A 17,990-nucleotide genomic window follows, 5' to 3' on the forward strand; every position below is an offset into this window, starting at 1 on the left:
CAGGTACACGCGTGAACGGATTGATGGCGGGCAAGCGCGGGCTCATCATGGGGCTGGCCAATGACAAGTCGCTGGCCTGGGGGATTGCCAAGAAGCTGAGCGAGGCCGGCGCGGAGCTTGCTTTCTCCTATCAGGGCGCGGCGATGGAGAAGCGCGTGCGTCCGCTCGCCGAGCAACTGGGCGTTGCGCGGCTGTTCGATTGCGATGTCGCGGACATGGACGCGCTCGACGCGACCTTCGCGGCGCTGGCGGCGGAATGGCCGACGATCGACTTCGTGGTCCATGCGATCGGCTTTTCGGACAAGTCGCAGTTGCGCGGGCGCTATTACGACACGACGCTCGATAACTTCCTGATGACGATGAACATCTCGGCCTATTCGCTGGTCGCGGTGGCGCAGCGCGCGCGGCGGATGATGCCCGAGGGCGGCGCGATCCTGACGCTGACCTATTATGGCGCGGAAAAGGTCATCCCGCATTACAACGTGATGGGCGTGGCGAAGGCCGCGCTGGAGACGAGCGTGAAGTATCTCGCGGTCGATCTCGGCCCCGACAACATCCGCATCAATGCGATCTCGGCCGGGCCGATCCAGACACTGGCGGCGCGTGGAATCGGCGACTTCAACTATATTCTCAAGTGGAACGAGCTGAACGCGCCGCTGCGCCGCACCGTGACGATCGAGGATGTCGGTGGCGCCGGGCTCTACATGCTCTCCGATCTGGCAAGCGGCGTGACCGGCGAGATCCACCATGTCGACGCGGGTTACAACGTGATCGGGATGAAGGCCGAGGACGCGCCGGATATCGCGCTGGCGTGAGCACGGCCGGCGTGACGATCGCGATCCGCCCGGCGGCCGGCGGCGACGTCGCCGCGATCGACGCGCTGCTCCGCGCGGTGTTTCCGCGCGCCGACGAAGCCGATCTGGTGCGGCAGCTCTGCGTCGACGGCGACATGGTGCTGATGATGGTCGCCATGGATGAAGAGAGCGGCGTGCTGGTCGGGGCGGTGGCGTTCAGCCGGATGGCAGTCGAGGTCGGGGGCAAGGCAATCGCCGCGGTGGCGCTCGCGCCGGTCGCGGTGGCGGTAGGCTATCGCCGGCAAGGGGTGGCCGAGGCATTGATCCAGGCGGGGATCGAGCGGATCGAGGCGGCACGGGTCGTGCTGTGCTTCGTGCTGGGCGAATCGGCCTTCTACGAACGCTTTGGCTTCCATGCCGATTATGCGAAGAATTTCGATTCGCCTTATGCGGGCGAGCATTTGCTGGCCATGCCGGTGCAAGGCGGGTTGATGCCGTGCGGTGCGCGCGGCGCGGCCACGCACGCAGCGGCGTTCGCGCGGCTCGGCTGAGCGCGACGCGCAAATACCGTTCCTCGATTACCCTAAGTTAAGTTCCGATTCTTACAAGCTTGCGGGATGGATCACCGTTCCGACCGGCTGTTACTCGTGACGCAAGCCAGCGTCGGCGTCATCGCGCTCGCGATCATGAGCCTGTATCCGCCGACGGAGGGGCGTATCCTGCTGATCCCGATCGTCGATCGCGACGTCAACGCCACCGCGCGGCTGGCGCTGTCCTCGGGGGCGGCGCTGCTCGGCGCCGGCCCGCTACGCGGCTCGCTGGTGGTGGTAGGGAACCGCGCGCGACTGGCGGCGCAGCTGCGACCGTGGCGCATCCTGATGCTCGCCGCCCCGCCCGCCGGGTGCGGCACTCCTTCGCGACAGGCGGCCGCCGCATGACCAGCTTGACCGATCCGCTCGACCGGATGCGCCTTTACGGGGTGCGGGGCTGGGCCTGGGCGGGCTGGATCGTGCTCGCCGGGCTGTGCGCGGGTGACGTGCTGATCGGCGGCGGCAAGCTGCCGATGGTGCTGGCGATCGGGCTGCTCGCCAATGCGGGGCCGACCGCGATGCTGCTGCTGCGGCGCCATGATGCGGTGGCGCGCGCGATGGTGGGGTCGCTGGCCTCGGTGTTGCCGGCGCTGCTGGTTTTCGTGCTGCAAGGACGCGCGTGGCAGATGGACGCGCACATGTATTTCTTCGTCGCGATGGCGGCGCTGCTGGTGCTTGCCGACTGGCGGCCGATCCTGCTCGCGACCGCGCTGACCGCGGTGCATCATGTGCTGCTGGAATGGTTCGCCCCCGACTGGGTGTTCGACGGCAATGGCGACCTGGGACGGTTGCTGTTCCATGTCGTCGCGGTCGGGTTGCAATTCGGCGCGTTGACGATGGTGACGCTGATGCTGGAACGGCTGTTCGCCGCGCAAGAGCGCAGCCTGCGCCGCGCGCGCGAACTGACCGCAATCGCCGAGGAGGGCCGACGCGCCACCGAAAGCGCGCTGGAGCAGGCGCGGCTTGCGGAGGATCGCGCGGCGCGCGAGCGGCGGCGGCGCGAGGAGCAGGCAGCGCAGCTCGCGCAGGAACGGCGCGGCGAGCTGATGATGCTGGCGGGCGAGTTCGAGCGGTCGGTCACCTCGATCGTCGGCGGGATCGCGCAGGCCAGCGAGCAGCTGGAGCAGGCGGCGATCCAGCTTGAAGGCGGCACCGCCGCCGCACGCGGCGATGCAGTGTCGGCCGCAACCAGCGCCGGCGCGGCGGCGACCGGCATCGCGCAGGTCGCCGCGTCGATCGGCGACCTGACGCGCTCGATCCAGACGATCGCGGTCGCGGCCGAGCGCCAGTCACAGTTGACCGATGACGTCAGCACCGCCGCGCAGCGCAGCGTGCAGACCGCGGCGATGCTGGAGGCGCAGGCGGTGCAGATCGAGGGCTTCCTCGACGACATTCGCCGGATCGCGGCGCAGACCAATCTGCTGGCGCTCAACGCCACGATCGAGGCGTCGCGCGCCGGCGAGGCGGGGCGCGGCTTTGCGGTGGTCGCGGGCGAGGTGAAGACGCTGTCCGCCGACACGACCCGCGCCAGCGACCGGATCGGCGTGTTGATCGCGGGCATCCGTGCGGGGGTCGCGGAAACCGGCGTGAAATTGCGCAGCGTGACGCAGGCGGTCGCCGAAGTGTCGGGCGCGGCGCGCGGGATCAAGGTGGCGGTCGACGAACAGCGCAGCAGCGCGCTGGAGGTCGATGGCGGCGCGACCCGCGCGGCGACCATGGCCGAGGCGATCGGCGGCGGGATCGGCGCGCTGGTCGACACGGTCGGCAAGGCCTCGACGCTGTCGGCGACGGTGCGCAACAGTGCGGGTGCGCTGGCGACCAGCGCGCGCGATCTGAATGGGTCGACCCATCGCTTCGTGGCGTTCCTGACGCGTGAGCGGGCGGCGGCGGAGTAGCGGGCGTTTCCACTTGCGAGCGTCCGTCGCCGCGGACTTGATCCATGAGGCAGGCCAATTTTTCGTCATTCCCGCGCAGGCGGGGATCCAGACGCGCAGGTCTGTCGATAGCGGCGCAACGTTGGAGCGTGAACACGCCAAGTTGATCCGTCATTGCGAGCGTAGCGAAGCAATCCAGGGCCGCATCACGACGCCCTGGATTGCTTCGCTACGCTCGCAATGACGGCCGAGTCATCCTATCTCACGTCTATAGGTTCTGAATCCCGCCCTTGCGGGAATGACTGGCAAGGCCGGAGGACGCGAAGCGGGGTTCCGGGTCAGGCCCGGGACGACGGCGGGGTAATGGTGGGCAACGGCGGCGGCGGGGTCCAGCGCTGCACCGCCTCCAGCGCGATGCCGGCGAGGTTCTGCGTGCGCTTGATGTAGCGGATGCGCAGCCGCCCGGCGGGGCGGGGCAGCGACTGGAAGTGTTCGTAATGATCGCGACAGGCCGGCGGGCAGCGGATCGCGCCGTGCGCCTGTGCGATCACCGCCGCGGCGTCGCCGAGCAACACCGCCTCGGGCAGCGCCAGATCGTTGGCAAGCGTCAACGCGGCGATCAGCGCCAGCCACTCGGCCGCCATGCTGCTGCCCTCGCCCAGATCGCGACGCATGTACGTCCGCCCGCCGGCGACCAGCGCATATTCCATCCCGGCGGGCGAATAGCCACCGTCGAAGAAGATCTTCATGCGCGCCGCCACGCCCCCGGCGCAAGATCGCCGAGCGACCAGTCGCCGACGCGCCAGCGGATCAGCCGCAGCGTCGGGTGGCCGACCGCCGCGGTCATGCGGCGCACCTGCCGGTTGCGCCCCTCGCGGATCGTCAGCGCGATCCAGGTGTCGGGGATGCTCACGCGATAGCGGATCGGGGGCGTGCGCGGCCACATCTCGGGGCTCTCGAGCCGTTCGATCTCCGCAGGCAGGGTCATGCCGTCCTTGAGCAGCACCCCCGTGCGCAGCGCCGCCAGCGCGGCCTCGTCGGGGACCCCCTCGACCTGCACCCAATAGGTCTTGGGCAGCTTGAACTTCGGGTCGGCGATCCGTGACTGGAGGCGTCCGTCGTCGGTGAGCAGCAACAGTCCCTCGCTGTCGCGGTCGAGCCGGCCGGCGGGATAGACGCCGGGCACATCGATGAAATCAGACAGCGTCGCGCGGGTCGTCGGCGATCCGCGATCGGTGAACTGGCTCAGCACGTCATAGGGCTTGTTGAACAGGATCAGCGTCATGCGCGCGCGATCTGCTGCGCCACCGCCTCCGCGACGCGGATGCCGTCGACCGCCGCCGAGAGGATGCCGCCGGCATAGCCCGCCCCCTCGCCCGCCGGGTACAGGCCGCGCGTGTTGAGGCTCTGCATGTCCTCGCCGCGCGTGAAGCGCACCGGCGAGGAGGTGCGCGTCTCGACCCCGGTCATCACGACATCGGGGTGATCGTAGCCCTTGATCTGGCGACCGAACACCGGGATCGCCTCGCGCATCGCCTGAATCGCGAAGTCGGGCAGGCATTCGGCGAGATCGGTGGGGGTGACGCCGGGCTTGTACGACGGCACGACGCTGCCGAGCGTCGTCGACGCGCGGCCGGCGAGGAAGTCGCCGACGCGCTGCGCGGGGGCGTAATAGTTCGAGCCGCCCGCGACATAGGCCTGCGCCTCGATCTCGCGCTGCAAGGCGAGACCGGCGAGCGGGTCGCCGGGATAGTCGCGCTCGGGGTCGATCGCGACGACGAAGCCGGAATTGGCGTTGCGCTCGTTGCGCGAATATTGGCTCATGCCGTTGGTGGCGACGCGCCCTTCCTCGCTGGTCGCGGCGACGACGGTGCCGCCGGGGCACATGCAGAAACTGTAGACCGTCCGCCCGTTCGAGCAGTGATGCGAAATGTGATATTCGGCCGCGCCCAGCACCGGATGCCCGGCATCGGGGCCGAAGCGGGCGCGATCGATCCACGATTGCGGATGCTCGATGCGGACGCCGATCGAGAAGGGCTTGGCCTCGGCATGGACGCCGGCCTCGACCAGGGTCGCGAACGTGTCGCGCGCGCTGTGGCCGATCGCCATCACGACATGCCCGGCCTCCAGATAGCCACCGTCGTGGAGGTGCAGGCCCTTGATGCGGCGTTCCCCGCCCTGCTCCGCGACGTCGAAGCCGGTGACGCGGGTCGAGAAGCGGTATTCGCCGCCGAGTTCCTCGATCGTCGCACGCATGCTTTCGACCATCGTCACCAGCCGGAAGGTGCCGATATGCGGGTGCGCTTCGGTGAGGATGTCCTCTGGCGCGCCGGCCTTGACGAACTCGGTCAATACCTTGCGGTTGAGATGGCGCGGGTCCTTGATGCGGCTGTAGAGCTTGCCGTCCGAGAAGGTTCCTGCCCCGCCCTCGCCGTATTGCACGTTCGATTCGGAGTTGAGGACGCTGCGCCGCCACAAGCCCCAGGTGTCCTTGGTCCGCTCGCGCACCACCTTGCCGCGCTCGAGGATGATCGGGCGATAGCCGGCCTGCGCGAGGATCAGCGCGGCGAACAACCCGCACGGGCCGGCACCGATCACCACCGGGCGCGGCGCGCCGTCCTTGGCAGATTCAGGCGCGCGGTAGCGGGTGTCGGGGGTGAGCGAAACGTCGCGGTCGCGGCGATTGCGCGCGAGCACGGTGCTTTCATTCTTCACCGCGACATCGACGGTGTAGACGAGCTGGATCCTGCCATGTTCGCGCGCATCACTGCCGCGCCGCGCGACCGTGAAGCGGATCAGGTCGCGCGGGGTGATGCGCAGCCGCTTGACGATCGCGGCGGGCAGCGCCTCGTCGGCATGGTGGAGCGGCAGTTTGAGGTCGGTGATGCGGATCATGGCGGCGGGGCTTTAGCGGGGTTCGCGGGGCGAGGCGAATGTTGCGAATGTTGAGACGCTGGCGGGGGTGTTGATCGGGTCTGCGGCTCGGGAATGACTAGCCTATTGCGGGTGATGTAGGACATGGCCCTTCCCGTCATTGCGAGCGGAGCGAAGCAATCCAGGGCGTCCTGATCCGGCTCTGGATTGCTTCGCTCCGCTCGCAATGACGGCGAGGCTCAGCGCCAGCCCAAGGCCGGCGCGATGTGGCGGAGGATGTTTTCCAGCACGTGCGTGTTGTAATCGACGCCGAGTTGGTTGGGGACGGTCAGCAGCAGCGTATCGGCCTCGGCTACGCCCTCGTCGGCGCGGAGTTGCTCGATCAGCCGCTCGGGCTCGGCGGCGTAGGAGCGGCCGAACACCGCGCGCATATTGTCGATCACACCGATCTGGTCGCCGCCGCCGTCGCGCCCGAAATAGGCGCGGTCGCGGTCGTCGGTCAGCGCGAAGATCGAGCGCGATACCGAGACGCGCGGGGTGCGGGTGTGCCCCGCCGCCTTCCACGCCTCGCGATAGGCGCGGATCTGTTTGGCCTGCTGGACGTGGAACGGCTCGCCGCTTTCGTCGGCCTTCAAGGTCGAGCTTTGCAGGTTCATCCCCATCTGCGCCGCCCAGACCGCGGTGGCGTTCGACGCCGAGCCCCACCAGATCCGCTCGCGCAGCCCCTCGGCGTGCGGTTCGAGGCGGAGCAGGCCCGGCGGGTTGGGGAACATCGGCTGCGGACTGGGCCTGGCGAAGCCCTCGCCCTGCAACAGCCGCAGGAACAATTCGCTGTGGCGGCGACCCATATCGGCGTCGCTCTCGCCGGCGGCGGGGGCGTAGCCGAAATAGCGCCAGCCCTCGATCACCTGCTCGGGCGAGCCGCGGCTGATCCCGAGTTGCAGGCGGCCGCCCGCGATCAGGTCCGCCGCGCCGGCATTCTCGGTCATGTAGAAGGGGTTTTCGTAGCGCATGTCGATGACGCCGGTGCCGATCTCGATCGTGCGCGTCTTCGCGCCGACCGCGGCGAGCAACGGGAACGGCGAGGCGAGCTGCTGCGCGAAATGGTGGACGCGGTAATAGGCGCCGTCCGCGCCGAGTTCCTCGGCGGCGACCGCGAGGTCGATCGACTGGAGGAGCACGTCGCTCGCCGAGCGGGTGGCGGAGCCGTGTGCGTCGGACCAGTGGCCGAAGGAGAGGAAGCCGATCTTTTTCATGGGTTCAGTCCAGACGGATGGTCGTCATTGCGAGCGGAGCGAAGCACTCCAGAGTCGGACCAGGACGCCCTGGATTGCTTCGCTCCGCTCGCAATGACGAAGGGGTTACGCCGCGATCTTCTCGTCGAAGCTGCGGCGGGCTTCCTCGACGTGCGGCATGTTCTCGATCGTCCAGCGGTACAGCGCCTTGAACGGCTGGTGGAGCGAGCGCCCCAGCGGCGTGATGGCATACTCGACCGCGACCGGCGACGCCGGGATCACGCGGCGCGAGACCATGCCGTTGCGCTCCAAGCGGCGCAGGCATTGCGTCAGCGCCTTTTGCGTCACGCCCTCCAGATGACGGCGGATCGCGTTGAAGCGCATCGGACCGGCATCGAGCACGGTGAGCACCATCATCGACCATTTGTCGGCGATCTGGTCGAGCAGCGCGCGGCTCGGGCAGTCGACGTGAAAGTGCTGACAGGTGCTGACGGTTTCCATGAGTATACCTAGGGGTGCGCAGGTGCGTTATTGACCTCAGGTTTCCAATATATACCTCAGGGGCCGCAATCACAAGAAAAGGCGCCGTCGATGTCCTCCGCTTCGGTCGATACGTTGTTCCGTCCCTTCTCGCTCGGCTCGCTGGAGTTGCCCAACCGCATCGTCATGGCGCCGATGACGCGCACGATGGCGCCGGGCGGCGTGGTCGGCGAGGCCAACGCCGCTTATTATCGCCGCCGCGCCGAGGGTGGCGTCGGGCTGATCCTGTCCGAGGGAACGGTGATCGACCGCCCCTCGTCGCGCAATCACCCCGGCATCCCGTTCTTCCACGGTGACGACGCGCTGGCCGGCTGGAAGGGCGTGATCGATGCCGTGCACGACGCGGGCGGCAAGATGGGGCCGCAGATCTGGCACACCGGCGCGACCAGCGGCCCGCCCGCCAGCGACTGGGCACCGCCGCAGCCGGTCGAGAGCCCGTCGGGGTATAATGCGCCCGAGGAAGCGCGCGGTCAGGCGATGAGCGACGAGGATGTCGCCGACACGATCGCCGCCTTCGCACGCGCGGCCGCCGAGGCCAAGGCGCTCGGCTTCGATACGGTCGAGATCCACGGTGCGCACGGCTATCTGATCGACCAGTTCTTCTGGGGCGGCACCAACCAGCGCAACGACACGTACGGCGGCGCGACGATCCGCGAACGGTCGCGGTTCGCGGGCGAAGTCGTCAAGGCAGTGCGCGCCGCGGTCGGCCCCGAGATGCCGGTGATCCTGCGCGTCAGCCAGTGGAAGCAGCAGGATTATCGCGCGCGATTGGCCGAGACGCCCGCGGCGATGACCGACTGGCTGCTCCCGCTGGTCGAGGCGGGCGCGAACGTGCTGCATTGCTCGCAGCGGCGCTTCTGGGAGCCCGAGTTCCCCGAGCTGGACGGCGAGCAGGGTCTCAACTTCGCGGGCTGGGCCAAGAAGCTGACCGGCGCGACGACGATCAGCGTCGGCTCGGTCGGGCTGTCCGGCGAGTTCCTCGCGGCGTTCGGCGGCGAAGGGTCGACCAGCACCGATCTCGACCGGCTGGTGACGCGGATGGAGCGCGACGAGTTCGACCTGATCGCGGTCGGCCGCGCGCTGATCAGCGACCCAGAATGGGTCGCCAAGGTGCGCGCGGGCGACGCCGCGGGGCTGAAGGGCTTCGAGGCGAGCGCGTTGGCCGAACTGGTGTGATGTAGTCCCCGATCTTCGTCGCTCCGGATCAACTCCGGAGCGACGGATAACGGGGTTCAGCGATCTGGATCAGGCTGTTTTTGCACCTGATTTCAGGAACGTCGCCGCCGAGGCACGGGTTCTTTTCCTATCGAGAACGGGAGAAGAACGAAGATGCCGACCGATCAGGACACGCTGCGCGAATTGTTCGTCACGGGCCTGCGCGACGCGCATGCCGTGGAGAAACAGGCGCTGTCGATCATGACGCCGCAGGTCGCGCGGCTGGAACATTATCCCGAGGTCGCCGAGCGGCTGCGGCTGCATATCGACGAGACCCACGGGCAGGTCGAACGGCTCGACGAACTGCTGGCGTCGTTCGAAACCAGCAGCTCGGCGCTCAAGGACGCGGCGCTGAGCATGAGCGGCGGGATGGCCGCCATCACGCACACGTTCGCGGGCGACGAGATCGTCAAGAACAGCTTCGCGAACTTCGCGTTCGAGCATTTCGAGATCGCCGCGTACAAGTCGCTGCTGGTGCTCGCCGAGGATGGCGGGTTCGGGCAGGCGCTGACCCCGCTGCGCCAGACGCTCGACGAGGAACAGTCGATGGCGCATTGGCTCGACGAGGCGTTGCCGATGGTCACGCGTCGCTATGCCGAGCTGTACGCCGCGGGTGGCAGCGGCGCGGCGAAGGTCTGAGCGATGGCCGCGAACACGCGCAGCGGCGTCGCGGTCGCCGCCGGGATCGCGCTCGGGCTGTCGGCGCACTGGCTGCGCAAGGCAGCGGTGCAGGGCGCGAGCGCGGCGACCGGTGCATGGGACACCGCGCTGGCGGCCGAACATGCCGCCGCGCTGCGCGTGTTCTACCTGATCGAACAAACGGACACGCACCAGAGCGCGCGCCGCAAGGTGCTGCTGGCGTCGCTGAAATATGCGATCGCGCGGCACGCGTTTCAGGAAGAGAACGTCATCTATACGATGATGCGCGACCATGGGCTGACCGAGGCGGCGGATCATCTCCATCACGACCACGGTTATGTGAAGCAGTATTTCTTCGACCTCGGCGAGATGCCGGCGGACAGCCCGGAGTGGCTGCCCAAGGTGCAGGAATTCCGTGCGATGATCGTCGAGCATATGCGCGAGGAAGAGGACGAGCTGTTCCCGCGGCTGCGCGGGTCGCTGTCCGAGGCGCAGAACCGCCATGTTACGGTCGCGATGCACCGTGAGGGCGTCAAGCTGGCGTAGCTGCGTCCGTTTCGCGGAGCCGTGCGTAGGTGACATGAGGAGGATTTCATGACCGACAAGCAACCGATGCAGGCCGATGGCGAGGGCACCGCGCCGCACGATCCCGATGGCAGCGGCGAGGTGGCGAGCCGGCGCGACAGCAGCGGCGAGAGCCAGGGTGGCGCCTATCCCAACCCGCATACGGGCAAGGAGGGCGGGCACTTCCACGGTGGCCAGACCGAGCGCGGCTATCATGGCGGGAGTCAGGCCGGCGAGGAGAAGGACGGGCATCAGCCGAATGCGCCGTCGACGGAGTGAGGTCATCCGTCCGTCATTGCGAGCGTAGCGAAGCAATCCAGGGCCGGATCAGGACCCACTGGATTGCTTCGCTACGCTCGCAATGACGGCTGCGTTGCGGCTCAGTAACCCGCCGGCGAGCGCTGCCCCTGATCGCACGTCTCGGGATGCTTGCGGCATTCCTTGTCGCGGCGTTCCTGCTCCTTGCGCAGCTTGCGAACGTATTTCTCGTCGCGCTCCCTAGGGCTGGTCGTCATCAGGTCGGCGGTCTTGCCGACCGCCTTCACCGGCAGCGTCGCGACGTTCCACGCGGTGCGCACGCAGCCGCTGGTCGCCAGCAGCACCGCGCCCGCCATCATCACCTTACGCATCATACCGACCTCCCGCCTTTCCCCGTCGCATAGCAGCGCAAAGCTGAACGAATCCCATGAGAATCGTTCGCACGGACCCTCCCCGTCCCCGCCGACGTTCTTGGCGGGTCAGCGAGAGGCGGAACACATGCACTTCACGATCAATGGCCAGTCGCACGAGGCGGAGGTGGATGTCCGGACCTCGTTGCTCGACCTGTGCCGCGAACATCTGGGGCTGACCGGCTCCAAGAAAGGTTGCGACCACGGCCAGTGCGGCGCGTGCACGATGCTGGTGAACGGGCGGCGGATCAATTCCTGCCTGACGCTGGCGGTGATGCACCAGGACGACGAGATCGTGACGATCGAGGGGCTGGGCACGCCCGAGAACCTCCATCCGCTGCAATCGGCGTTCGTGCTACACGACGGTTACCAGTGCGGCTATTGCACGCCCGGGCAGATCTGCTCGGCGGTCGGGATGCTCGACGAGGTGAAGAAGGGCTGGCCGAGCCATGCCTCCGCCGACCTGACCAGCGCCGACCTCGACAATGCCGAGATCAGCGAGCGGATGAGCGGCAACATCTGTCGCTGCGCCGCCTATCCCAATATTGTCGACGCGATCCGTGAGGTCGCTGACGCCGATGCGAAGGTGGACGCATGAAGACCTTCGACTATGCGCGCGCCGACAGTGTCGCCGACGCCACGCGCGCGGGCGGGCGGTTCATCGCTGGCGGCACCAACCTGCTCGACCTGATGAAATTGCAGGTCGAGACGCCCGAGAAGCTGGTCGACATCAGCCGCCTCGATCTGAACACGATCGAGGAACGTGAGGATGGCGGGCTGACGATCGGTGCGTTGGTGCCGAACAGCGACCTTGCCGCGGACCCGCGCGTGATCGCCAGATATGAGGTGCTGAGCCGCGCGTTGCTGGCGGGTGCATCGGGGCAGTTGCGCAACAAGGCGACGACCGGCGGCAACCTGCTCCAGCGGACGCGCTGCTATTATTTCTACGACACCGCGGCCGGCTGCAACAAGCGCCAGCCGGGCAGCGGATGCGAGGCGATCGGCGGATTCAACCGCATCCACGCGATCCTTGGCACCAGTGACCAGTGTATCGCGACGCACCCCGGCGACATGCCGGTGGCGATGCGCGCGCTCGACGCGGTGATCGTCACGCAGAAGCCGGACGGCGACAAGCGCCGCGTACCGATCGGCGACTTCTACCGGCTGCCCGGCGACACGCCGCATGTCGAGAACGTGCTGGAGGCGGGCGAACTCATCACGCATGTCGAGCTGCCCGCGCCGACGGGCGGGCGGCATCTGTATCGCAAGGTGCGCGACCGTGCGTCCTATGCCTTCGCGTTGTTCTCGGTCGCGGCGGTGGTGACGGTCGAGGACGGCCTTATCACCAAGGCGGCGCTGGCGTTCGGCGGGGTCGCGCACATGCCGTGGCGGAACCCGGCGGTCGAGGCGGCGCTGGTCGGCAAGGCGCCTTCCGACGACACCTTCAACGCCGCTGCCGATGCGCTGCTCGACGGCGCGAAGGGCTTCGGCACCAACGATTTCAAGATCCCGCTGGCGCGGCGCACGTTGATCGCCAGCCTGCGCGAGGTGACGCAATGACGCTGATCGACAAGGTGCTCGGGCGCGAGGATACGCGCTCGCTGACGATGAACGAAGCGCATCCGCATAGCTGGCTGGATGCGGGCATTCAGGGCGTGATCGGCAAGCCACTCGACCGGATCGAAGGGCCGCTGAAGGTGTCGGGACAGGCGACCTATGCCGCCGAATATCCTGTCGAGCGGCTGAGCTATGGCGTGCTGGTGCGCGCGCCGTTCGGATCGGGGAAGATCACCGACGTGGTCGCCGACGCGGCGCGCGCGCTGCCCGGGGTGATCGACGTCATCACCGACTACCCCAGCTTCATCCGCAACCCGCAGCAGGGCGGCGAGAAGAAGGCCCCGACGCAGGGCGTCGAGAAGGTCGACTATCACGGCGAGATCGTCGCGATCGTCGTCGCCGAGACGTTCGAGGCGGCGCGCGACGCCGCGGCGCAGGTAAAGGTCGCCTACGAGCCGGCCGAGGGTGCGTATGTCTTTGCGGCGCATCGCGATCAGGCGACCCGCCCGCCCCCCGACCAGATCCCGCCGCACATGGCCAAGGGCGATCTCGACAAAGCGATGGCCGAGGCCGCGTTCACGATCGACGCGACCTACACCACGCCGAGCCAGAATTCGGCGGCGATGGAGCCACATGCCTCGATCGCCGAGTGGAAGGACGGGGCGCTGACGCTGCACGGCAGCTATCAGATGGTCGCCTCCGACCAGATGCAGCTCGCGGCTGCGCTGGGGGTCGGCAAGGACAAGGTGCGGATCATCTCGCGCTATGTCGGCGGCGGGTTCGGGTCGAAGCTGGGGATCGCGCCGGAGAGCGTCGCGGCGGCGATCGCGGCTAAGCGGCTCGACCGGCCGGTCAAGGTCGCGATGGCGCGCCAGCAGGTGTTCGACGCCACCGTCCGCCGCTCGAATACCGAGCAGCGCATCCGGCTGGCGGCCGACGCGCACGGCAAGCTGACCGGGCTGGGTCATGAGACGCTGGCCAGCAACCTGCCGGGCGAGGATTATTTCGAGCCGGCCGGGATCGGGACGCAATTCGCTTATGCCGCGGAGAACCGGCTGATCGACCACAAGCTCGTGCGGCTCAACTGGTTGCTGTCGGGGTCGATGCGCGCGCCCGGCGAGGCGGTCGGGATGCTGGCGCTGGAAGCGGCGATGGACGAGCTGGCGTACAAGGTCGGCATCGACCCGATCGAATTGCGCCGCCGCAACGAGCCGGCGATCGATCCGACCAACGACGTGCCGTTCTCGACACGGCAGTTGATCCCGTGTCTCGACAAGGGTGCGGAACTGTTCGGCTGGTCCGAGCGCAAGGCCGAACCGGCGGGCGACCGGCGCGGCGAGTGGCTGCACGGCGTCGGCGTCGCGGCGGCGGTGCGGTCGAACATGCTCCAGAAGTCATCGGCGACGGTCGAATTGACCGGCGACGGCCACGCGATCGTCTCGACTGACATGACCGACATCGGCACTGGCACCTATACGATCCTCGCGCAGATCGCGGCCGAGACGCTGGGGCTACCGCTCGAAAGCGTGACGGTGCAGCTGGGCGACGGTGCGGCCCCGCCTTCGGCGGGCTCGGGCGGATCGTGGGGCGCAGGGTCTTCGGGCTCGTCGGTGTATCTGGCGTGCGAAGGGCTGCGCGAGAAACTGGCCAAGGCGATGGGCGTGGAAGTCGACGCGATGACGCTGAAGGACGGGCGCGCGATCGCCGAGAACCGCGCGGTCGAGATCGGCGAACTGGTCGGCGAGGGCATGACCGTCACCGGCACGATCGCGCCGGGCAAGCAGGAGAAGCTGCACCGTCAGGCGAGCTATGGCGCGCATTTCGCCGAGGTGAAGGTGAACGTGACGACCGGCGAGGTGCGGGTCGAGCGGATGCTGGGCGTGTTCTCGGCCGGGCGCATCCTCAACGAGAAGACCGCGCGCTCGCAATGCCTTGGCGGGATGACGTTCGGGATCGGCGCGGCGCTGACCGAGGAGCTGGTCCACGATCCGCGCAACGGCAAGGTCGTCAACCGCGATCTCGCCGAATATCACGTACCGGTGAACGCCGACATTCCGCAGATCGAGGTCGCGTTCCTCGACGAGCGCGACATCCACGCGAACCCGATCCACGCCAAGGGAATCGGCGAGCTGGGCATCTCGGGCGCGGGCGCGGCGATCGCCAATGCGATCTATCACGCGACGGGCGTGCGGGTGCGCGACTATCCGATCACCTGCGACAAGTTGCTGGCGGACTTGCCAGCGGTTTGAGAACGGGGTCAGCCCTTTCGATCGTCGCCCCGGACCTGACCCGAGGCCCCGCTTCTTCCTTGCGACGAAGAGAAGAAGAAGCGGGATCCCGGACCAGGGCTCTCCTGAGCTTGCCGAAGGGTCCGGGACGACGGTGTTGGGGAGATCAGCGCTTATGTCGATCCGCTCCAAGCCTTTACCGTCATTGCGAGCGGAGCGAAGCAATCCAGTGTTCCGCGCGGTGCCCTGGATTGCTTCGCTCCGCTCGCAATGACGAACTATAGAGACAACAATGGCCGACAATGATTCCGTCCTCGCCGCCGCGGCCGCCTGGAAGGGCGAGCCGCTGGCGCTCGCCACCGTCGTCTCGACATGGGGCTCGGCGCCGCGGCCGCGCGGGAGCCATATGCTCGTCCATGCCGACGGGCGGTTCGAGGGATCGGTGTCGGGCGGGTGCGTCGAGGGCGATATCCTCGACACCGCCGCGCAGGTGATCGCGGGCGCGCCGTTCGCGGTGAAGACCTATGGCGTCGCCGACGATAGCGCGTGGCAGGTCGGGCTGCCGTGCGGCGGCGAGATTTCGGTGATGGTCCAGCCGGTCAGCGCCGATGGCTTCGATCCCGAACTGTTCGACCGGATCGCCGAGGCGCGCGCGGCAGGCCGGTCGCTGACCGTCACCACCGATCTTGCCACCGGCCATGCCGATCTGCGCCCGGAGGAGACGGGGGACATGTTCGTCAACCGCTACGACCCGCCGCGCCGGCTGCTGATCGTCGGGGCGGTGCAGATCGCGCAGAGCCTCGCCGCGCTTGCGACGACGTTGGGGATCGAAGTGGTGGTGATCGACCCGCGCGGGCGCTTCCTGACCGAAGAACGTTTCCCCGGCGTGACGCTCGACGATCGCTGGCCCGACGAGGCGGTCGCAGCGTGGAAGCCGGGGCGCGCGACCGCGGTCGTCACGCTGAGCCATGACATCAAGATCGACGATCCGGCGCTGATCGCCGCACTGGCGAGCGATGCCGCTTACGTCGGTGCGCTGGGCAGCCGCCGCAGCCATGCCGCGCGGCGGGAGCGACTGGCGGCGTCGGGCGTTGACGCGGATCAGCTCGACCGCATCGATGGCCCGGTGGGCATCGACATCGGCGCGATCGGGCCGGCGGAGATCGCGCTGTCGATCGCCGCCGCGATGGTGGGAGCCTTTCATGATCGCCGTTGAAGATACCGTCCTGATCCTGCTGGCCGCCGGCCGCTCCGACCGCTTCGGCCCGGGCAACAAGCTGGAGGAGCCGTTCCTCGCGCGCCCGCTGGGGCTGCATGTCGCGGTCGCGCTGGAGGACATGCCGTTCCGCGAGCGGATCGTCGTCGTCGATGGCTGCACGATCGATTATGCCGCGCATCACTTCACGGTGCTGCACAATGACGCCGCGGACCGCGACATGGCGTCGTCGGTGCGGATGGGCGTGGACTGCGCGCGGGCGCGCGACGCCAAAGCGGTGCTGATCGCGCTGGCCGACATGCCACGCGTGACGGCGGCGCATATCTACCGCCTTTTCGATGCCGCTGCCGATCTCGACGATCACGCGGTCGTGGCGTCGAGCGACGGCACCACGCCGCGCCCGCCCGTGCTGTTCGGGAGTGACCGGTTCGAGGAAGTGCTGGCGATCACCGGCGACCAGGGCGCGCGCGACATGATCCAGGCGGGCCGGCATGTCGTCGCGAACGCCGCCGAGCTGATCGACGTCGACACGCGCGAGGATCTGGAGCGGTTACGCGAGCTGGTCCACGCGCCCGAGGCGCTGATGCGCCCGGACTCGCACCTGCTGCGCGCCGGATCGAGCGAGGAGCGCCGCGCGGCGTTCGACGGCACGCTGTAGGACCTGATCCGGCCAAGCCGGAGCGTGATGTCGTCGACCAGTTCCGTCATGGCGAGCGTAGTTCGACCTCATGTCCTCCCGCTCTGAGCCTGGATCGATCATGCCGTGACGGTCCGCCGTCTTCATTCGTGGCGGAGCGCGTCGATCGGGTTGAGCGCCGCGGCGCGCCGTGCCGGGAAATAGCCGAAGACCACGCCGATCACCGCCGAGATCGCGAAGGCGACCATGTTGATCTGCGGATCGAACGTCCACGGCACGTCGAGCAGCGGCGTCAGTCCGGCGATCACCGCCTGCGCGATCACCAGCCCGATCAACCCGCCGAGGCACGACAGCACCACCGCCTCGACGAGGAATTGCAGCAACACCTCGTTCGCGACCGCGCCGATCGCGAGCCGGATGCCGATCTCGCGCGTGCGTTCGGTGACGCTGACCAGCATGATGTTCATGATTCCGATTCCGCCGACCACGAGGCTGATCGCCGCCACCGCCGCGACGATCCGGGTCAGCGCGGTGGTGGTGCCGGTCAGCGTGTCGCTGATCTGCTTGGTATCGAAGATGTTGAAATTGTCCTCGCGCCCGTCGGTGATCGTGCGGCGCTCGCGCAGCAGGTCGGTGATCGCGGACTGCACCCCGGCGGTCTGGTAGCGCTGGTCGACGCCGACCAGCATGAGCCGGATGTCGCGGCTGCCGGTGAAGCGGCGCTGGACCGCCTTGATCGGCATGATGACGACATCGTCCTGATCGCCGCCGAAGCCGGCCTGCCCGCGCGTGCTGAGCGTGCCGATCACGTCGCAGCTGACGTCGCCGAGCCGGAAGCGCTCGCCGACCGCCTCGCCGCCGCGGAACAGGTTCTGGCGGACGGTGTTGCCGATGATGCAGACTGCCTTGCCGGCCTGCTCCTCGGGCACCGTCCAGAAGCGCCCGCTGGCGAGCGGCCACGGCTGGACCTGGAAATAGGCGGCGGTGGTGCCGTTGATCGTCGTCGACCAGTTGGCGCCTTCGTAGATCGCCGTCGCGCTGGCCTGCGCCTGCGGCGCGACCGCGGTGACGCCGGCGATCTGCGTGGCGATCGCGGTGACGTCCTCGGGGGTGAAGTCGGGCGGGCGCGGGCCGCCGCCGCCACGGCCGAAGCCCTGACCGGGGCGGATCTGGAGGATGTTGGTGCCGAGCGCGGCGATCTGCGACTGGACCGCCGCGGTGGTTGCCTTGCCGAGCGTCACCATCGTCACCACCGCACCGACGCCGATGACGATGCCGAGGATCGTCAGGAACGAGCGCAGGATGTGGCGGCGGATCGAGCGCAGCGCGAGGAGGAGCGTGGTGCCGAACATCTACGCT

Annotated in this window: 20 protein-coding genes; 13 read left to right on the forward strand and 7 right to left on the reverse strand. The window is 68.2% G+C overall.

What is annotated here, in order from left to right; translation table 11 throughout:
• The first annotated feature begins 11 nt into the window (after positions 1-11).
• The 4 genes from fabI (at position 12) to BACI71_RS14795 (ending at position 3,279) form a co-directional block, all read left to right on the forward strand.
• Entirely contained in the window at positions 12-815 is an 804-nt protein-coding gene (fabI, locus tag BACI71_RS14780) for an enoyl-ACP reductase FabI (protein ID WP_268894067.1), read from the forward strand.
• Complete coding sequence (locus BACI71_RS14785) at positions 812-1,345, forward strand: GNAT family N-acetyltransferase (protein WP_236553001.1); 534 nt, start codon at positions 812-814, stop codon at positions 1,343-1,345. The genes fabI and BACI71_RS14785 overlap by 4 nt, the downstream gene beginning before the upstream one ends.
• Before the next feature lie 66 nt (positions 1,346-1,411).
• The gene (locus tag BACI71_RS14790; RefSeq protein ID WP_159759876.1) at positions 1,412-1,732 is read left to right on the forward strand and encodes a hypothetical protein; all 321 of its coding nucleotides are present in this window, start codon (positions 1,412-1,414) and stop codon (positions 1,730-1,732) included.
• Positions 1,729-3,279 (forward strand): methyl-accepting chemotaxis protein, encoded by a 1,551-nt coding sequence (locus BACI71_RS14795; protein ID WP_159759878.1) that lies wholly within the window; start codon positions 1,729-1,731, stop codon positions 3,277-3,279. Before BACI71_RS14790 ends, BACI71_RS14795 begins: the two co-directional genes overlap by 4 nt.
• A 317-nt stretch (positions 3,280-3,596) precedes the next feature.
• On the opposite strand, the gene BACI71_RS14800 is transcribed toward BACI71_RS14795, so the two are convergent.
• The 5 genes from BACI71_RS14800 to BACI71_RS14820 form a co-directional block, all read right to left on the reverse strand.
• Positions 3,597-4,007 carry a reverse transcriptase-like protein gene (locus BACI71_RS14800; protein WP_201297388.1) on the reverse strand — a complete coding sequence of 137 codons (411 nt, stop codon included), beginning with the start codon at positions 4,005-4,007 and terminating at the stop codon, positions 3,597-3,599.
• The gene (locus BACI71_RS14805; protein ID WP_159759882.1) at positions 4,004-4,543 is read right to left on the reverse strand and encodes a pseudouridine synthase; all 540 of its coding nucleotides are present in this window, start codon (positions 4,541-4,543) and stop codon (positions 4,004-4,006) included. Before BACI71_RS14805 ends, BACI71_RS14800 begins: the two co-directional genes overlap by 4 nt.
• Positions 4,540-6,153, reverse strand: a complete 1,614-nt coding sequence (locus tag BACI71_RS14810; RefSeq protein WP_159759884.1) for an NAD(P)/FAD-dependent oxidoreductase — start codon at positions 6,151-6,153, stop codon at positions 4,540-4,542. Before BACI71_RS14810 ends, BACI71_RS14805 begins: the two co-directional genes overlap by 4 nt.
• Before the next feature lie 218 nt (positions 6,154-6,371).
• Positions 6,372-7,388: an LLM class flavin-dependent oxidoreductase gene (locus BACI71_RS14815; RefSeq protein ID WP_159759886.1), complete on the reverse strand. Its 1,017-nt coding sequence runs from the start codon at positions 7,386-7,388 to the stop codon at positions 6,372-6,374.
• Between the two features lie 105 nt (positions 7,389-7,493).
• Positions 7,494-7,868: a winged helix-turn-helix transcriptional regulator gene (locus BACI71_RS14820; RefSeq protein ID WP_159759888.1), complete on the reverse strand. Its 375-nt coding sequence runs from the start codon at positions 7,866-7,868 to the stop codon at positions 7,494-7,496.
• A 90-nt stretch (positions 7,869-7,958) separates the two neighbouring features.
• Between BACI71_RS14820 and BACI71_RS14825 the strand changes: the two genes are divergently transcribed.
• The 4 genes from BACI71_RS14825 to BACI71_RS14840 all read left to right on the forward strand — a co-directional run bounded on the left by BACI71_RS14825 (position 7,959) and on the right by BACI71_RS14840 (position 10,604).
• Positions 7,959-9,083 (forward strand): NADH:flavin oxidoreductase, encoded by a 1,125-nt coding sequence (locus BACI71_RS14825; protein ID WP_159759890.1) that lies wholly within the window; start codon positions 7,959-7,961, stop codon positions 9,081-9,083.
• Positions 9,084-9,236: 153 nt separating this feature from the next.
• Positions 9,237-9,761, forward strand: coding sequence for a ferritin-like domain-containing protein (locus tag BACI71_RS14830; protein ID WP_159759892.1), 525 nt, complete (start codon positions 9,237-9,239; stop codon positions 9,759-9,761).
• A 3-nt stretch (positions 9,762-9,764) separates the two neighbouring features.
• Positions 9,765-10,307 carry a hemerythrin domain-containing protein gene (locus tag BACI71_RS14835; protein ID WP_159759894.1) on the forward strand — a complete coding sequence of 181 codons (543 nt, stop codon included), beginning with the start codon at positions 9,765-9,767 and terminating at the stop codon, positions 10,305-10,307.
• Between the two features lie 48 nt (positions 10,308-10,355).
• On the forward strand, positions 10,356-10,604 hold the full coding sequence (locus BACI71_RS14840) for a hypothetical protein (RefSeq protein ID WP_159759896.1): 249 nt from the start codon (positions 10,356-10,358) through the stop codon (positions 10,602-10,604).
• A 101-nt stretch (positions 10,605-10,705) separates the two neighbouring features.
• Here BACI71_RS14840 and BACI71_RS14845 read toward each other — a convergent pair whose 3' ends face one another.
• Positions 10,706-10,954: a hypothetical protein gene (locus BACI71_RS14845; RefSeq protein ID WP_159759898.1), complete on the reverse strand. Its 249-nt coding sequence runs from the start codon at positions 10,952-10,954 to the stop codon at positions 10,706-10,708.
• A 127-nt stretch (positions 10,955-11,081) separates the two neighbouring features.
• Here BACI71_RS14845 and BACI71_RS14850 point away from each other — a divergent pair, with 127 nt between their 5' ends.
• The 5 genes from BACI71_RS14850 (at position 11,082) to BACI71_RS14870 (ending at position 16,652) form a co-directional block, all read left to right on the forward strand.
• Entirely contained in the window at positions 11,082-11,591 is a 510-nt protein-coding gene (locus BACI71_RS14850) for a 2Fe-2S iron-sulfur cluster-binding protein (protein ID WP_159759900.1), read from the forward strand.
• Entirely contained in the window at positions 11,588-12,553 is a 966-nt protein-coding gene (locus BACI71_RS14855) for an FAD binding domain-containing protein (protein ID WP_159759902.1), read from the forward strand. Before BACI71_RS14850 ends, BACI71_RS14855 begins: the two co-directional genes overlap by 4 nt.
• Entirely contained in the window at positions 12,550-14,799 is a 2,250-nt protein-coding gene (locus BACI71_RS14860; protein ID WP_159759904.1) for a xanthine dehydrogenase family protein molybdopterin-binding subunit, read from the forward strand. The genes BACI71_RS14855 and BACI71_RS14860 overlap by 4 nt, the downstream gene beginning before the upstream one ends.
• A 271-nt stretch (positions 14,800-15,070) precedes the next feature.
• Complete coding sequence (locus BACI71_RS14865; protein WP_159759906.1) at positions 15,071-15,994, forward strand: XdhC family protein; 924 nt, start codon at positions 15,071-15,073, stop codon at positions 15,992-15,994.
• On the forward strand, positions 15,981-16,652 hold the full coding sequence (locus BACI71_RS14870) for a nucleotidyltransferase family protein (RefSeq protein ID WP_159759908.1): 672 nt from the start codon (positions 15,981-15,983) through the stop codon (positions 16,650-16,652). Before BACI71_RS14865 ends, BACI71_RS14870 begins: the two co-directional genes overlap by 14 nt.
• A 122-nt stretch (positions 16,653-16,774) precedes the next feature.
• On the opposite strand, the gene BACI71_RS14875 is transcribed toward BACI71_RS14870, so the two are convergent.
• Positions 16,775-17,983, reverse strand: a complete 1,209-nt coding sequence (locus tag BACI71_RS14875) for an ABC transporter permease (protein WP_159759909.1) — start codon at positions 17,981-17,983, stop codon at positions 16,775-16,777.
• Positions 17,984-17,990 lie beyond the last annotated feature (7 nt).

Origin of the sequence: Sphingomonas sp. 8AM (assembly GCF_902506455.1) — a bacterium.
Taxonomy (GTDB): domain Bacteria; phylum Pseudomonadota; class Alphaproteobacteria; order Sphingomonadales; family Sphingomonadaceae; genus Sphingomonas.

What these genes read in the sequence shown, in the direction of transcription:
- BACI71_RS14835 (WP_159759894.1), top strand. Translation starts at nt 9,765, where the DNA reads ATGGCCGCGAACACGCGCAGCGGCGTCGCGGTCGCCGCCGGGATCGCG.
- BACI71_RS14810 (WP_159759884.1), bottom strand. Translation starts at nt 6,153, where the DNA reads ATGATCCGCATCACCGACCTCAAACTGCCGCTCCACCATGCCGACGAG.
- BACI71_RS14815 (WP_159759886.1), bottom strand. Translation starts at nt 7,388, where the DNA reads ATGAAAAAGATCGGCTTCCTCTCCTTCGGCCACTGGTCCGACGCACAC.
- BACI71_RS14800 (WP_201297388.1), bottom strand. Translation starts at nt 4,007, where the DNA reads ATGAAGATCTTCTTCGACGGTGGCTATTCGCCCGCCGGGATGGAATAT.
- BACI71_RS14790 (WP_159759876.1), top strand. Translation starts at nt 1,412, where the DNA reads ATGGATCACCGTTCCGACCGGCTGTTACTCGTGACGCAAGCCAGCGTC.
- BACI71_RS14865 (WP_159759906.1), top strand. Translation starts at nt 15,071, where the DNA reads ATGGCCGACAATGATTCCGTCCTCGCCGCCGCGGCCGCCTGGAAGGGC.
- BACI71_RS14850 (WP_159759900.1), top strand. Translation starts at nt 11,082, where the DNA reads ATGCACTTCACGATCAATGGCCAGTCGCACGAGGCGGAGGTGGATGTC.
- BACI71_RS14795 (WP_159759878.1), top strand. Translation starts at nt 1,729, where the DNA reads ATGACCAGCTTGACCGATCCGCTCGACCGGATGCGCCTTTACGGGGTG.
- BACI71_RS14855 (WP_159759902.1), top strand. Translation starts at nt 11,588, where the DNA reads ATGAAGACCTTCGACTATGCGCGCGCCGACAGTGTCGCCGACGCCACG.
- BACI71_RS14805 (WP_159759882.1), bottom strand. Translation starts at nt 4,543, where the DNA reads ATGACGCTGATCCTGTTCAACAAGCCCTATGACGTGCTGAGCCAGTTC.
- BACI71_RS14860 (WP_159759904.1), top strand. Translation starts at nt 12,550, where the DNA reads ATGACGCTGATCGACAAGGTGCTCGGGCGCGAGGATACGCGCTCGCTG.
- BACI71_RS14845 (WP_159759898.1), bottom strand. Translation starts at nt 10,954, where the DNA reads ATGCGTAAGGTGATGATGGCGGGCGCGGTGCTGCTGGCGACCAGCGGC.
- BACI71_RS14870 (WP_159759908.1), top strand. Translation starts at nt 15,981, where the DNA reads ATGATCGCCGTTGAAGATACCGTCCTGATCCTGCTGGCCGCCGGCCGC.
- BACI71_RS14840 (WP_159759896.1), top strand. Translation starts at nt 10,356, where the DNA reads ATGACCGACAAGCAACCGATGCAGGCCGATGGCGAGGGCACCGCGCCG.
- BACI71_RS14825 (WP_159759890.1), top strand. Translation starts at nt 7,959, where the DNA reads ATGTCCTCCGCTTCGGTCGATACGTTGTTCCGTCCCTTCTCGCTCGGC.
- BACI71_RS14875 (WP_159759909.1), bottom strand. Translation starts at nt 17,983, where the DNA reads ATGTTCGGCACCACGCTCCTCCTCGCGCTGCGCTCGATCCGCCGCCAC.
- BACI71_RS14830 (WP_159759892.1), top strand. Translation starts at nt 9,237, where the DNA reads ATGCCGACCGATCAGGACACGCTGCGCGAATTGTTCGTCACGGGCCTG.
- BACI71_RS14820 (WP_159759888.1), bottom strand. Translation starts at nt 7,868, where the DNA reads ATGGAAACCGTCAGCACCTGTCAGCACTTTCACGTCGACTGCCCGAGC.